Genomic DNA, 14,030 nt, shown 5'->3' on the forward strand with positions numbered 1-14,030 from the left:
GGCAATCAAAGGATCAGCTTTCAAATTTCAAAGAATTGAAAACTCAGAAAATCAGAACGTAGGTCTTGCGCACGGTTTCCTGGATGTCCCAGATGCCGAGGCTGTTGGCCGGCAACATCAGTGCATCACCGGCTTCTATGTGCAGGGGCTCGGCGCCGTCCGGGGTGAAGGTGCAGCGGCCCTGGATGAAGTGACAGAATTCCTGGGCGACGATCTGCCGCCGCCAGCGCCCGGGGGTGCATTCCCAGACACCGGTCTCGACACCGTCGTCGCGTTCGACGCTGGTGGTCGACGCCACGGCCACGGGGGTACCCAGGGGCACGGCGACCGGATTGGATTCGTCCAGTTTCAGGGTTGCGGTGTTCTTGAATTGCGTGATGCTCATGGGAATACCTGTCGATGTAGCCTGTAGATGAAGAACGCGCCGTTTAGTGCATGAAACCTTCCATGAAACCGGCGACCCCGCTGGCCAGCTTGCGCCGCCAGGGCGCAGTGGCCGGGTTGGCCAGGGTCTGGTCCTCATGGACAAAGCTGCGGATGATCGCGTTGTAGCCGAGCCAGCGGATCGGCTCCGGCTCCCAGGCCCGCAGTGCGTCGAGGCCGCGCTGGGGGATGACCCACGGCTGGCGCACCAGATCGGTGTCGCGCCCCAGGATCAGGTCGGCCAGCGTGCGGCCCCCCAGGTTGCTGGCGCCAACGCCCTCCCCGCCATAACCGCCCGACAGGGCAATGCCGTTGGCCTGGTCGCAAAGCATGTGCGGCTGGAAGTGCCGGGACATGCCCAGGTTGCCGCCCCAGGAATGGGTGATCTGCACGTTCTTCAACTGCGGGAACAGCTCACCGAACAGATAGCGCCGCAGCTGTATTTCATCAGTGGTCAGATCGAAGTCGTGGCGCAGTTTGCCGGCGAACTGGTACCCGCCACGGGCGCCAAAGATCAATCGGTTGTCAGCGGTGCGCTGGCCGTAGGTGACCTGGCGACTGGCCTCGCTGAACGCCTGGCCACGACTCAGTCCGATTTCGTCCCAAGTGGCCGCCGACAAGGGCTCGGTCGCGACGATCAGGCTCTGCACCGGCATCTGGTAACGCCCCAATGGCGGCAGCGTGACGGAGTAGCCTTCCACCGCCGGCACCACCCAGCGACTACGCACCGAAGCTTTCGCCGTGCGCAGGCTGCCGGACTGCCAATGGGTGATCGGGCTGTTTTCGTAGATTCTGACGCCCAGGCGCTCCACCGCCCGGGCCAGCCCCCGTACCAGCTTGGCCGGGTGGATGGTTGCCACGTGCGGCGCGTAGATGCCGCCATAGGGTTTGGCGACGCGGATCTGTTGCGCCAGTTGTTCCGGGGTCAGCCAGCGATAGTGGCTGTCGTTGAGGCCCTGGCGGTGGAGATCGTCCAAGTAGTGACGCAGGCTGGCCTCCTGCTCCGGATAGCGTGCGGCGCAATACAGCACCCCGCCTTTACGGTAATCGCAGTCGATCCCCTCGCGTTCGAGGACAATCTCCACTTCATCCGGAATGCTGTGCAACAAATCGTAGGAGGCACGGCGATCTTCAGCCGACAGCTTGGCCAGCAGGCGATCTTCACCCAGCAAATTGCCCATCAGCCAGCCACCATTGCGCCCCGACGCGCCGAAACCGGCGGTTTGCGCTTCGACGATGGCAATGTTCAGGTCTGGTTTGTGCTGCTTGAGGTAGTACGCGGTCCAGAGCCCGGTGTAGCCCGCGCCGATGATCGCCACGTCGACATCCAGGTCCCGCTCCAGCGCCGGACGCGCCAACAGCGGCTCGTCGAGCTGGTCCATCCACAAACTGATAGTGCGCCATGCTGGCATGCAAGACTCCGCCACTCAAACTTCGATGGCGTCGATCCTAGTGCGTGGGCTCAGGTGCTGTCTTGCGCGCGTGCACGCAAAGAAATTTGTTTGACATAGGCCTTGGGGGACTGGCCGGTATGCTGGCGGAAACAGCTGTAGAACGCCGACAGCGAATTGAATCCGGCAGCGAAGGCCAGTTCATCGATGCGCAGTGGCGGTGTGGCGGCATCCAGCGCTGCCAGCAGATGTTGCAGGCGCGCCTGGTTGACGTAGCGGTAGAAGCTCTGGCCCAGCACCTGATTCAACAGGTAGGAAATCTGGTTGCGGCTGTAGCCACACTCCTTCGCCACCCGCTGCAGATCGAGTTCCGGGTCCAGATAAGGTTGTTGACCCTGGAAATACTGCTGCAGGTCATCGGCCATGAAGCTCAATTGGCGCGGCGACAGGCCGAGCCGGCTGACCGCCGGGCGCTGGTTGCTGGAAGCTTTGCTGCCGGGTTGTTCGTGCACCAATGACGCATATTCATTGACCCGCCAGATCAGCCCGTCCTTGACGGTGATCGCTTCGCTGGCGCGAAACGACGCAAGCCCTTCACCGCCACGCAGGGTGATGCGGTACTGAATGAACGCCGTGTTGCCGTCCAGTCGAATGCGGTCGGAATGCTCCAGCGCTTCATCCGGATCCCGGGGCATGCTGCTGCGCACGTACTCGCGCAATTCGGCCAGGCCCATGACCTTGTTCTGGAAGAAATCGTTGTACTGGACTTCGGGGTGATAAAGCGCCATGACGCCGTCCAGATCCCGGTGCTTCCAGCGCAAGTGATAGCGCATGACCGTCTCGCCCGTGGCCTGGGTTTGCAGCGGGCCATCATCATCGGCGTGCATTGAACATCTCGACGGGAAAACACCGAGCTTGCCTAACTTCCGTTTTGTCTTCAACGACTAAACCGATAATGGCGGGTGCCAGCAAATGGTCGATAATCGTGAGCTGGATCAAAAAAAACGCCGGCAATCGCCAAACGACCTGAAAACTCCACATTCTTTTCACATCCGGATGCTACTTTTAAAAACTGTCACTGGTTGAACCAATGAAGGTTCTTCCCTCCTACCATGAGCTAACGGACGCGCTCGATAATGAAGGCGGGCAACACATGAATAAAGGGTTTAGCAAGGTTACGTTTCCAAACGCCTGCCAGCTGATGCGCTGGCATTTTCATCCCATGGGTTTCGAGGCGAGCATGGACGCGCCGGGCAGCATGATTGCCCGTCTGTTTGATCGTGCCACTGGCGAGACCATGATCGCCGTTGCCGGTATTCCGTGCGCCACCGTCATGAATGCTGCGGATGTAGAACTAATAATCGAAGCGGTGGAGGATGAACTTGAAGCCTTCGTACCACCACGAGCCCTCAGGGTTTATGCCTGAAGGCTGAACGGCCACAAAAAAGCCCACGTCAGGTGGGCTAATGAGATGGTCACCCCCACACCCTGCGAGGGCTACGCTTTCGCAGGGTGTTTTGTTTTCGGAGGCCATCATCATGATCCAGTCAGCACTGATCGGTATCGATCTCGGTAAACATAATTTCCACCTTCACGGCCAGGATAAATCAGGCCACGAGGTGTTTCGCAAGAAGCTCTCTCGGACGCAGATGATGCAGCTTTTCGGCAACGTGCCGAGTTGTATCGTGGTGATGGAAGCCTGTGCGGGGGCGCATTTTGTTGCTCGTCAGCTAGCGGCAATGGGACACACGGCCAAGCTGATTTCCCCGCAGTTCGTTAAGCCCTTCGTCAAGGGCAACAAAAATGATTTCGTTGATGCTGAAGCGATCTGTGAAGCGGCTTCCCGTCCATCTATGCGCTTTGTGACGCCTAAAACCGAGTCCCAGCAAACCCTGTCTGTTCTGCATCGGATGCGCGAATCGTTGGTGCATGACCGCACAAAAACGGCTAATCAGATGCACGGTTTTCTACTGGAATTTGGCGTCAGCCTGCCCAGAGGCCTGGCAATCATGAAGCGTTTGACAAATGTCTTGGCCGAGCACGAATTGCCCATTCGTTTGACGGTGTTGCTGCAACGTCTGCACGATCACTTCGTTTACCTGGATGAGCAAATCAGGGCGCTGGATAAAGAGCTGGCGAGCCAACTGGCCGACGATGATCTGGGTAGTCGCTTACTGAGCATGCCATGTGTCGGCCCGATCACCGCCAGCCTGCTGGCTGTGGAAATGGGCGATGCCAAGCAGTACCGGCGCAGTCGCGATTTTGCCGCCTCAGTGGGACTGGTGCCCAGGCAGTACAGCACAGGCGGTAAGGCAAATTTGCTGGGGATCAGCAAGCGGGGTGACAAGCACCTGCGACAACTGTTGGTGCAATGCTCCAGGGTCTATATGCAGAGGCTGGAGCACCAGAAAGGGGCCTTGGCTGACTGGGTACGAGCCTTGCTCAGTCGACGACATTCGAATGTCGTGGCCTGTGCCCTCGCTAACAAACTGGCGCGTATCGCCTGGGCGATCGCGACTCACCATACGCAATATGAAGCAGGGCCAGACGCCTTGAACGCCTGACCCTGAGGTTGTTGCAGTACCACGACTCACCCTTCAGGTTTTGCGATAGCTGAACAACAGATGACGTGAACGGCCTACCGGCCTGGCGAAGATCCTGGCATAAAAATCGGCTTTAGAAGCCGATGGGCTTTTTAGGATCGTCAGGCGCGATTCTCATCGTGGCGCTGGGGCATGCCCCAAACAGACGCCGGATAGATTTAAGCAAGCCAACCACACCACCCGTTAATCAGTATTGCAAAAATGGGGGCGACCATAGATTTTTGTGGGTAATGTCAGGTGGGCGCACACGGGAACAAGCCGCTCACGCTTTAAATGGATGGTTTCAGCTGTGGTAGCGAACTACAACGCCCGAGTCATGCGATACACCTCCGATGACAATTTTGTCGTTTTGCAGTGTAACCGCAGTCGCACCGTCGGATTGAGTGCTCAAACGCGTCCGAGCCCATCCCAGGCCGTCATTGAAATCCGCATCCAGTTCGCCTGATTGATCAAAACGGGCAACGACGATGTCAAACATGTGCGAGTTCTTGTCTTTGTCTATTGCCCCGGCTACTACAAGTTTGCCGTCGGTTTGATGCAGGAACGCTCTCCAGACCGTGCTGCTTTTGGCCAACTGTGTGTTGAGTGGTTCTCCGGAGTTAAAGACAGGATCCAGATCACCCCTGTCGTTCAGCATCAGCAATTGGCCAATGTAGGGATCATGAATGGAACGCTCCCACAGTAGCCGGTGTTGTTGATAAATCCTGACCAGCACCAAGTCCAGTGGGAGCGAGCTTGCTCGCGTCAAGGCCGCATTGGGAGTACCAGGTTGAACTCAGCATGTTCGCTATCTGGCGAATGCCCATCTTGTCGAAGTATTGGGCTCAAGCAGAAACCTTGCCCTGCCGATGGTCGACAAAGAACGCCTTGCCCTTGCTGATCCGGTCGGAGGCCTTGGGCATGTTCGCGGCTTGGGTGTCTTGGGCATCGACGTACCAGTAGCAATGGCTGACGGCGCGGGTAATACCCACGTAGGCCAGCCGCAGGATCTCGTCCTTCTGGGCGTTGTCGTAGGGTTCACTGTCACCGGCCTTGCCCAGGCCCGCCATCCGGTAAACCTGATTCTTGTAGGGTGAACTGGTCAGGTGCTGGCAGTCGCCGAGCAAAAACACCGCATCGGCCTGGAGGCCCTTGGCGCTGTGATAGGTCAGTTGTTTGAGTCTGCGAGACTCATACGGCAAGCTAGAATCAACATTAACTACAGGCTTAATATGCTCTTCTATCAATGACTTATCGCTGCCTTTTCGATAAAGCATCAAGATCGAATCGCCCTTACGGTAATGCTCCATCAAGCGCTGGGCCATGCCTAGGTCATCACGATCGAGGACGTTCACCGGCAGCAACGCCTTGGGTTCTCCGCCGGCCTTGGCTTTCTTCCCGGCAATGGCCGGTGCTGCACGCACGATGTGCTCGGCAGCATCGATGATGTGCTGGTGGCTGCGGTAGTTGTCGCTGAGCATGACCTTGGTGGTGCTCGGCGACGGGAACTCCTTGTTGAACTCCATGAAGTAGGTCGGCGAACTGCCGCGCCACCCATAGATGGATTGCCAGTCATCGCCCACACACAGCAGCGAGGAACGCTGGGCTCCGCGCCCGACGTGCATGGCCGGCCCGCGACTGCGGATCTCTGCCAGGCTGGCCCTGATCCAGGAGACGATCTGCGGCGAGACATCCTGGAATTCGTCGATCATCAGGTGCGACAGCGGCCGCAGCAGCTCATCGCTGAGCAGCTTGAGATTCTCCGGCGAATGCTCGCTGAACAGGGCGAACATCCGGTTGTAGGTCATGATCGGCGGTTTTTGATCCAGCAAGTGATCCTCCAGCGCCCGCCAGTAAAGGCTCAAGGCTTCGAAGAAGAATCGGTCGGGATCGTCCTTGGCGAAACTCATCTGCCCCACGGCGCTTGGCACATCCAGGCCAAGGTTTTCGATAAACCCGGCGGCGGCGACAAAGCAATCGAGCAGCGGCGCTGAAGCGAGCTCGCCCTTGACCTTGTAATCGAAGCCCGGCCCGGCACTGGCATCGCCAGCGAGCGAGGCCAGGACACGTTTTGACGATTCGTAACTATCAAGCCATATCAATGGCTTACGGCAGAAAGCTTGAAACAGGGTGCGCTTTACTGCCCACTCTGCGCGCACCGTCAGCTTGGCGTTCGGTCGCGTGACCTGCGGGTTTTCCCGGGGATCGAACCCCAGCACCACCCAGGCATCCAGGGACGGGATGTAGCCGTGACAATGGAATGTCGAACCATTGATATCGAACGCCTGGCGACTCGGTTCGATGCCCTTGATGGGCCAGGCACCGGCGCGAATCCACAGGTCCTCAATGGTGTCGCACAGTTCTTCATCGCGTTTGGAGGCGAGCTCGGTCACACCCATGCGTTTCTGCACATCCGGGTGATCGCGCTCCAGCTCCTTGAGTTGCAGGGCATGCCGGGACAATGGCTTGATCAGCTCGCGAAAACGCTCATCGCTACTGTGCAGGCGGTGATAGCAAGCGTTGAGTTGCTGGCGTTGAGCGTCGTTGATGCGCAGATCGAACGGATTGCTGTCGGCCTCCTCGTCACCCTGTGCGGCCCGCAGGCTGAGGTTCTCGAAAGCCTGCAGGCGCTCGAAACCCGGAAGACTGCGCACCATCGGCAGGATCCGCGAGTGAAAGGTGCGCACCAGGTCCCGAGCCTCCTTGAAGCTGATCGCGCGGCCCCAGAGCGCAAACAGTTCGATCAGCTTGTTGATGAAGTCCTTGCGCGACTCACGGGTGAAGGTCACCACCGTCATCGAACTCAGCTCGAAGCCCAGGTACTGGGTCAACAGCAAGATACGCAACACCAGCGTGGTCGATTTGCCTGCACCGGCACCCGCTATCACCGAGGTGGATGGCGTATCGCTGAAGATCATTTTCCACTGTGCTGCGCTGGGTTGGGCATGGGCCGGCAACAAGCGGGCGACATCGGCCTTCATGCGCTTCTTCACCTCGGCGCTCAATGGCAAGCGCCAGTCGTCGAACAGCAGGTCATCGACATTCGGCGGTCGGTGTTCAGTGCTGCGCGAGTCGCGGATCAGCAGGACCTGCCGCCCCTCCTCCAGCCCTTCGAGCTTGCCCTCCTTGTAACCGTAGTCGACCCCGGCGCTGTGACCGCTGCGAAAGCCGTCCGCCTGGCCATGCAACCACGACGCACGATGCTGTGCGTGCAGGCGGGTCAGGCTGTAGCCGAAGAATCGGGCGAGCAATCGCTTGATCAGCGGCATCTCGGCCAGGGGGCGAAGTTCAGGCGGAAGATCGGGGGTGTGTTGCGGCACGCGGACTGACTCCAGGGTGTGAGGCTGTTGAGCGCTATGGTGTCTGCATTTGCCGTCGAGTTCTAGTCAATTGCTTATGACTCATTGGCTTATGCGATGAAGTGAAAGCTGGATGAGAAACTTTCGAGCTCGTTTTATATCAATCTATTCGATGGGAATGCTGCATTTTTTACGCTTTTTATCGATTGTTGCCTGCTGGATGATGGCCGTCATCACTCACCGGTCTCGCTTCGTGGCTCAGGCACCTGGCCCCATGACGAACCTTTTCTGGAGACGATCATGCTTGAACTCAAACCTTTCAACTCCCTCGGCGGTGCTCACCACGGCTGGTTGGATGCTCACCACCATTTTTCGTTCGCCGAATACTACGATCCCAAGCGCATGAACTGGGGCAACCTGCGGGTCTGGAATGACGACGTGATCGCTCCCGGCACCGGTTTCCCGCAGCACCCGCACCGTGACATGGAAATCATCACCTATGTCCGTGAAGGCGCCATTACCCACCAGGACAACCTTGGCAACAAGGGCCGCACCGAAGCCGGTGACGTCCAGGTCATGAGTGCCGGCACCGGGATCGCCCACAGCGAGTACAACCTGGAAGCGACGCCGACCCGGATTTTCCAGATATGGATCATCCCGAACGAGTCCGGCCTGGCCCCGTCCTGGGGCGCCAAACCGTTCCCGAAAGGCAACCGCGAAGGCTTTGTCACCCTGGCCAGCGGCAAGGAAGGCGACGATCAGAGCCTGCGCATCCGCGCCGATGCCCGGCTGGTAGCGGCCAACCTGAAAGCCGGCGAGTCTGCCGAATACCCGCTGGACAAGGGTCGTCGTGCGTACCTGGTACCGGCCACCGGGGTCATTGAAGTCAATGGGTTGCGTGCACAAGCTCGAGATGGTGTCGCGGTTGCCGAGGAGCACGTGCTGCGGGTGACGGCCATTGAGGACAGCGAGATTGTATTGGTGGATCTGGCTTGATCCGTTGAGCGCAATCGAATCGCAAAAAAAGGGGCGACCGTGAATGGTCGCCCCTTTTTTTGTGGCTTGCAGCGAACCCCTGTGGGAGTTACGTCGATTACTTCGCGGAAATGGCACCATCCACCAGCGTTTGCGCCTCGGCCACCAGTTGCTTGAGGTGGTCGTCGCTGACAAAACTTTCGGCGTAGATCTTGTAAATGTCTTCCGTGCCCGACGGACGCGCCGCGAACCAGCCGTTCTCGGTCATGACCTTGAGGCCGCCAATGGCCTGGTCATTGCCCGGTGCGTGGCTGAGGATGCTCTGGATCGGCTCGCCGGCCAATTGGGTCGAGGTGACCTGTTGCGGCGACAGCTTGCTCAACAGCGCTTTCTGCTCCGGATTGGCCTTGGCGTCGACCCGTACCGAGAACGGCTCACCCAGTTCATCGGTCAACGCACGGTATGCCTGGCTCGGGTCGCGGCCGGTGCGGGCGGTCATCTCGGCGGCCAGCAGGGCCGGAATCAAACCGTCCTTGTCGGTGCTCCAGACGCCGCCGTCCTTGCGCAGGAACGAGGCGCCGGCGCTTTCTTCGCCGCCGAAACCCAGGGAGCCATCGAACAGGCCGTCGGCAAACCATTTGAAACCGACCGGCACTTCGTACAGTCGACGGCCCAGGCGCTTGGCCACGCGATCGATCAGGCCGCTGCTGACCACGGTTTTACCTACGGCGGCATCGGCGCGCCATTGCGGACGGTTCTGGAACAGGTAGTCGATGGCCACGGCGAGGTAATTGTTCGGCGCCAGCAAGCCACCGGACGGCGTGACGATGCCATGGCGGTCGTGGTCCGGATCGCAGGCAAACGCCACGTCGAAGCGTTCTTTCAGACCGATCAGGCCTTGCATGGCGTGGCTGGACGAGGGGTCCATGCGGATCTGGCCGTCCCAGTCGACGGTCATGAAGCGGAAAGTCGGGTCGACCTCTTTGTTCACCACGTCCAGGTCCAGGCGGTAATGTTCGGCAATCGCCGACCAGTAGCGCACCCCTGCTCCACCCAGCGGATCGACACCCAGGCGCAGCTTGGCGTCGCGGATGGCGTCGAAGTCGATCACGTTGATCAGGTCGGCGACATAGGTGTTGAGGTAATCGTGACGATGGGTGGTGCCGGCCTTCAGCGCCTGTTCGTAGCTGATGCGCTTGACGCCAGCGAGCTTGTTGGCCAGCAGTTCGTTGGCCTTGGCTTCGATCCACTTGGTGATGTGGGTATCGGCTGGACCACCATTGGTTGGGTTGTACTTGTAGCCACCGCTTTGCGGCGGGTTGTGGGACGGCGTGATGACAATGCCGTCGGCCAAGCCGCTGGTGCGACCGCGGTTGTAGCAGAGAATCGCATGGGAAATGGCCGGCGTCGGCGTGTACTCGTCACCTTCGGCGATCATCACGGTCACGCCGTTGGCCGCCAGTACTTCCAGAGCGCTGGCGCCGGCCGGCGTGGACAGCGCGTGGGTGTCGATGCCGACAAACAGCGGGCCATTGATGCCTTGAGCCTCGCGGTACAGGCAGATCGCCTGGCTGATCGCCAGCACGTGCCATTCGTTGAAACTCAAGTCGAACGAGCTGCCCCGGTGCCCGGACGTGCCGAAGGCAACGCGCTGGGTCGAAATCGCGGCATCAGGCTGGCCGGTGTAATAGGCCGTTACCAGTCGCGGGATGTCGACCAACAGTTGTGCCGGTGCCGGTTTACCCGCAAAAGGACTGAGTGTCATGCAAAACCTCTGGAATAGAGTGGTTCAGGAATTGGGTCGCAGTTTACTGGCAGTTTGACCGCAACGCGATGGGATCGATCCAACACAGTGGAGGTTGTTATTTTTTGTCTCAGTCACTCGATTGATTCAAGGCGCAGTGCATCCCCCAGCAATCCCAGTGCGGCCGCCAGGTTGTGATCGCCGCCGAAGGTATGACTCAGGCGCAAATGCTGCCCGTGCAGACCATGGAGGCTGAACAGCTCGCCAGGCGCGATGACCACCTGATGCGCCAGCAGGCGCTGGAACACACGACGGACATTGACCCGTCGCAACGAACGCACCCAGACCGTTGCACCACCTTGGGGCTCGACGAAATGCAAGGCATCGCCCAATCGCTCCTGCAACAACAGGGTCATTTGATTCTTGCGTTCCTTGAGCAGCCGTCGCAGCACCAGCAGGTGCTGATCGATGCGACCGCTGCTGTACAAACGGGCGATGGCTTTCTGGCGAATCGGTGAAAGACGAAAGGAGCGCAGTAGAAAGTGCCGTTGCAGTTCAGCGCTCAAATGCCTTGAAAGCAGATAACCATAGGGCGCCTCAGGCCCGATGATTTTCTCGAAGGTGGAAAACACCATCAGCCGTTCAGGGTCCAGCAAGTCTCGAAAGCGCACGCCGCCCAGGTCGAATCCGAGCTCGCCATAACAATCGTTTTCCAGCACCCAACTGTCATGCGCGGCCAACAGCCGGGCAATGACCTGCCTGTTTTCGTCAGGCGCCAGGCTGCCACGGGGCATGTTCAGGGCCGATGACAGCATCACCAGCCTTACCGGTTCGGTATCGAGCAGCATTTCAAGGCGTTCCGGATCCAGGCAGGCATCGGCCTGCACAGGCAACTCGATCACCCGCACGCAGGCGGCTTGAAACAGACGCAGGATCGTCCAGTCGCACGGCGATTCGACCACCACCGTGGCGTCCTTCAAGCCCAGCACGGCAATCAGGATTTCCAGTACACCGCGCAGGTCGGCACCGATGTAGACATCGTCGGCATGCCAGTAACGCATGGGAGACGTGGTGTAGCGTGCTGCCAGAGCTGCGCGCAACTCCAGTTCGCCACAGGGTTGCGAAGGCGACTGCGGCTGGCGGGGATACTGGCGCAGCAACTCCCGCTCCAGCAGCAGCAACGGGCTGTCGAGCGGCTGCAACAACGCCGGTTCATCAGCACTCAGGACCAGCACCCCCGGGCGCCTGGCATTCACGTAGACCGCTTCGAGCAAGTCGCTGCCGCTGTCTTGCAGGTTGATCGAGGACACTGGCAATGCGTAGTAGCCGGACTTGGCCACCGAATAGACCCGCCCTTCTTTCTCCAGCAGCGAATAAGCGTACTGGATGGTCGAGATCGATACATTGAGGCGCTCCGCCAGATGCCGCAGCGATGGCAAGCGGATGCGCGAATCCCCTTCAGACTCGTTGATCAGGCTGACCAGGTATCGATAAACCGCCTGATAGGCGAAATCCGTTTCTCGTGGACCTTTCATGGGCGAAGGCCGTTTGCACTGACTGAAAATCCGTCCACGTTCAGTGACCCGCCGACCATTCATCCTCCAGCGTGATGCCGGCGTCAGGATCGTCCGGCGTATTTTGCGTCGCAGCCCTTTGGATAATTGCATCAGGCGCCCCACCTTCGCCTGCGGGCGTCCACTCCATGCGGTACAGCTGACCGATCAGGCTGACGGGCAATCCGCTGACATCAGTCATCCATTGCATGATCTGTTCGGCGACCGGGTGCCCCTGCATGGCCTTGTGCAACTCGGGCATGGCCACCAGCATGCCCGGATGGCACTGACGTAGAAAACGCTCGAGCCCCGCACCTTTTTCGATAAAGGGTGCAAACAACAGGCACACCAGTTGTGCTTCGCTCAGGCCCAGGTTCTTTTGTGCCTCGGCCGCCGCTCGTGCATGCAGTTCGGCCAGTGCCGCCGGATTGCCGAAGACTTCGATGGCCTGCTCGCACAATCGCTCGGGCAAGCGCTTGCGGCGCATCATCACCAACGCGCGTTGCAGGTATAGCTCAACACCGGATTCGTAATTGCGATTCTGCACGAAGCACGCATGCAACCCTCGGACGTGCGCCGAGATCGACGGGCTGACGAATTCGTTGTCGCTGATCTGCGCGGACAGTTCGTCTGGCTGGAAGCCGAGAAATTCAGTCAGCAATGGCCAGCGCTCTTCCAGGTTGCTGACCAGCAGGTCGTGAATGTCGATGCAGGCCGTACGACGACAGGTCTCAAAACGCTCTTGCGGACGCCACGGGGCCTGACCGTAATCGGCGTAGAACCCGTGATAACAGTCGCTGCCCAGTTCATCGAGCAATGTAAACAACCCCGCATAACCCGGCTCGCCCGCAGGCGAAGGCTTGAGTCCGGCATTGGTGGCGGCGCGTCTCAACCCGCCGATGAACACCTTCTGCTGACGCGGCGTGTCACTGATGAGCAAGGCGTCGACACCACCGTCCCAGCGAGCGATTTGTCCGTAGAACTCTCCCGTGGCCAGATAACCGTCATCCCACAGGTCGAACCCGTCGCGCCATTCCCGCCGATGGCCGATCATCAACAGATTCAGGCGGCTGGACTCGCGACCGGCGTCGGAGATCGGCGTCAGGTGGTTGAACGGCAAGACCTCACGATCATCGACCATCAACACCTCGACCCGGGGATCGTCATAGACAAACAACGCGCTGTTGGTCCGGTGCATGTTTTCCACGGCCGCGCAGTTTGCTCCGCTCAACCGTAACGAGGCGATGCGCAACTGGAATGTCGCCGGCGTCCGGGTGGCGATGGTCAACTGCGCAGCACGCAACAGCGCCAGGGTGTAGCAGTTGTCACGGGCTCCGGACTGGATCGCCAACACCTTGTAGTCGCCAATGCGCTCCATGCCCCCCGCCGCTACCGCCAGGCGCTGAATCAACAATTGCAATGCAGTGCGTTCGGCACGGGAGAAAAAACCCAGCAATCGCTGCAGCACTTGTTGATAGACATAGTTCATCGCTTGGTCATGGATGCTGGTCATCTTTATTTACCTGATACTCGTAAGTTCAATATCGTGCAGACAGCAAATCCCGTTGGACTGTCTGCGCGAATGGAGTCATGGACTTTATTGCCAAATGCTAACACTTGAATTTTCTTGAAATCATTTGAAACGATCGCAACACCCCCTCGACTTAACGACCAAGGTGAGGCTGAAATGCCCGGCTGGCATGGGTTTGTTCGTTTTAAACGGGAGTCCTAGGAAATATCCGACAACGTCCCACAGACACTTAATACAAAAAATAAGGAAGGAAGTTGTCGCCGCCTTTTTGGCAACTAAACAACAACCAACTAATTTGAAGATTTGCACCGATGGCGCACATTGAAAAGTTTCAGCCTGACACCCAGCCATGACTCATTCCTTGAGATGAAAGTAATCATTCAATTATCAGGGCTTAGTGGCTGATTAGAAGCTACAGATTACGGGCAAAAACCAGTTCAGTTGCTGGACCGGTCTGCGGATCGACGGGTTTCGGGGGGCGCAAACGAAAGAGTCCGTGTGGGCACGGACTCTTGGACAGGCTATTGAGTAA

Annotated in this window: 11 protein-coding genes; 3 read left to right on the forward strand and 8 right to left on the reverse strand. The window is 58.9% G+C overall.

Going from position 1 to position 14,030, the window contains the following annotated elements:
- Nucleotides 1-43 precede the first annotated feature (43 nt).
- The 3 genes from AABM52_RS15595 to AABM52_RS15605 are packed head-to-tail and all read right to left on the reverse strand — an operon-like array spanning nucleotide 44 to nucleotide 2,701.
- Nucleotides 44-385: a cupin domain-containing protein gene (locus AABM52_RS15595; RefSeq protein WP_347906635.1), complete on the reverse strand. Its 342-nt coding sequence runs from the start codon at nucleotides 383-385 to the stop codon at nucleotides 44-46.
- Nucleotides 386-428: 43 nt separating this feature from the next.
- Nucleotides 429-1,835 carry an FAD-dependent oxidoreductase gene (locus tag AABM52_RS15600; protein WP_347906636.1) on the reverse strand — a complete coding sequence of 469 codons (1,407 nt, stop codon included), beginning with the start codon at nucleotides 1,833-1,835 and terminating at the stop codon, nucleotides 429-431.
- Between the two features lie 50 nt (nucleotides 1,836-1,885).
- On the reverse strand, nucleotides 1,886-2,701 hold the full coding sequence (locus AABM52_RS15605) for a helix-turn-helix domain-containing protein (protein ID WP_347906637.1): 816 nt from the start codon (nucleotides 2,699-2,701) through the stop codon (nucleotides 1,886-1,888).
- A 266-nt stretch (nucleotides 2,702-2,967) separates the two neighbouring features.
- On the opposite strand from AABM52_RS15605, the gene AABM52_RS15610 reads away from it, so the two are divergent.
- Both AABM52_RS15610 and AABM52_RS15615 read left to right on the forward strand, forming a co-directional pair.
- Nucleotides 2,968-3,240 carry a DUF1652 domain-containing protein gene (locus AABM52_RS15610; protein ID WP_347912635.1) on the forward strand — a complete coding sequence of 91 codons (273 nt, stop codon included), beginning with the start codon at nucleotides 2,968-2,970 and terminating at the stop codon, nucleotides 3,238-3,240.
- A 112-nt stretch (nucleotides 3,241-3,352) separates the two neighbouring features.
- Nucleotides 3,353-4,378, forward strand: a complete 1,026-nt coding sequence (locus tag AABM52_RS15615; protein ID WP_347906638.1) for an IS110 family transposase — start codon at nucleotides 3,353-3,355, stop codon at nucleotides 4,376-4,378.
- 322 nt (nucleotides 4,379-4,700) lie between these two features.
- On the opposite strand, the gene AABM52_RS15620 is transcribed toward AABM52_RS15615, so the two are convergent.
- Nucleotides 4,701-5,132, reverse strand: coding sequence for a delta-60 repeat domain-containing protein (locus AABM52_RS15620; RefSeq protein ID WP_347906639.1), 432 nt, complete (start codon nucleotides 5,130-5,132; stop codon nucleotides 4,701-4,703).
- A gap of 109 nt (nucleotides 5,133-5,241) precedes the next feature.
- Entirely contained in the window at nucleotides 5,242-7,716 is a 2,475-nt protein-coding gene (locus AABM52_RS15625; RefSeq protein WP_347906641.1) for a UvrD-helicase domain-containing protein, read from the reverse strand.
- A gap of 279 nt (nucleotides 7,717-7,995) precedes the next feature.
- Here AABM52_RS15625 and AABM52_RS15630 point away from each other — a divergent pair, with 279 nt between their 5' ends.
- Nucleotides 7,996-8,691 (forward strand): pirin family protein, encoded by a 696-nt coding sequence (locus AABM52_RS15630; protein WP_347906642.1) that lies wholly within the window; start codon nucleotides 7,996-7,998, stop codon nucleotides 8,689-8,691.
- Between the two features lie 97 nt (nucleotides 8,692-8,788).
- Here AABM52_RS15630 and pgm read toward each other — a convergent pair whose 3' ends face one another.
- The 3 genes from pgm to AABM52_RS15645 all read right to left on the reverse strand — a co-directional run bounded on the left by pgm (nucleotide 8,789) and on the right by AABM52_RS15645 (nucleotide 13,480).
- The gene (gene pgm / locus AABM52_RS15635) at nucleotides 8,789-10,435 is read right to left on the reverse strand and encodes a phosphoglucomutase (alpha-D-glucose-1,6-bisphosphate-dependent) (protein ID WP_347906643.1); all 1,647 of its coding nucleotides are present in this window, start codon (nucleotides 10,433-10,435) and stop codon (nucleotides 8,789-8,791) included.
- Nucleotides 10,436-10,548: 113 nt separating this feature from the next.
- Nucleotides 10,549-11,949 (reverse strand): PLP-dependent aminotransferase family protein, encoded by a 1,401-nt coding sequence (locus tag AABM52_RS15640; RefSeq protein WP_347906644.1) that lies wholly within the window; start codon nucleotides 11,947-11,949, stop codon nucleotides 10,549-10,551.
- A gap of 40 nt (nucleotides 11,950-11,989) precedes the next feature.
- On the reverse strand, nucleotides 11,990-13,480 hold the full coding sequence (locus AABM52_RS15645; protein WP_347906645.1) for a hypothetical protein: 1,491 nt from the start codon (nucleotides 13,478-13,480) through the stop codon (nucleotides 11,990-11,992).
- Nucleotides 13,481-14,030: the final 550 nt, after the last annotated feature.

It is taken from the genome of Pseudomonas grandcourensis, from assembly GCF_039909015.1.
GTDB classification, from domain to species: domain Bacteria; phylum Pseudomonadota; class Gammaproteobacteria; order Pseudomonadales; family Pseudomonadaceae; genus Aquipseudomonas; species Aquipseudomonas grandcourensis.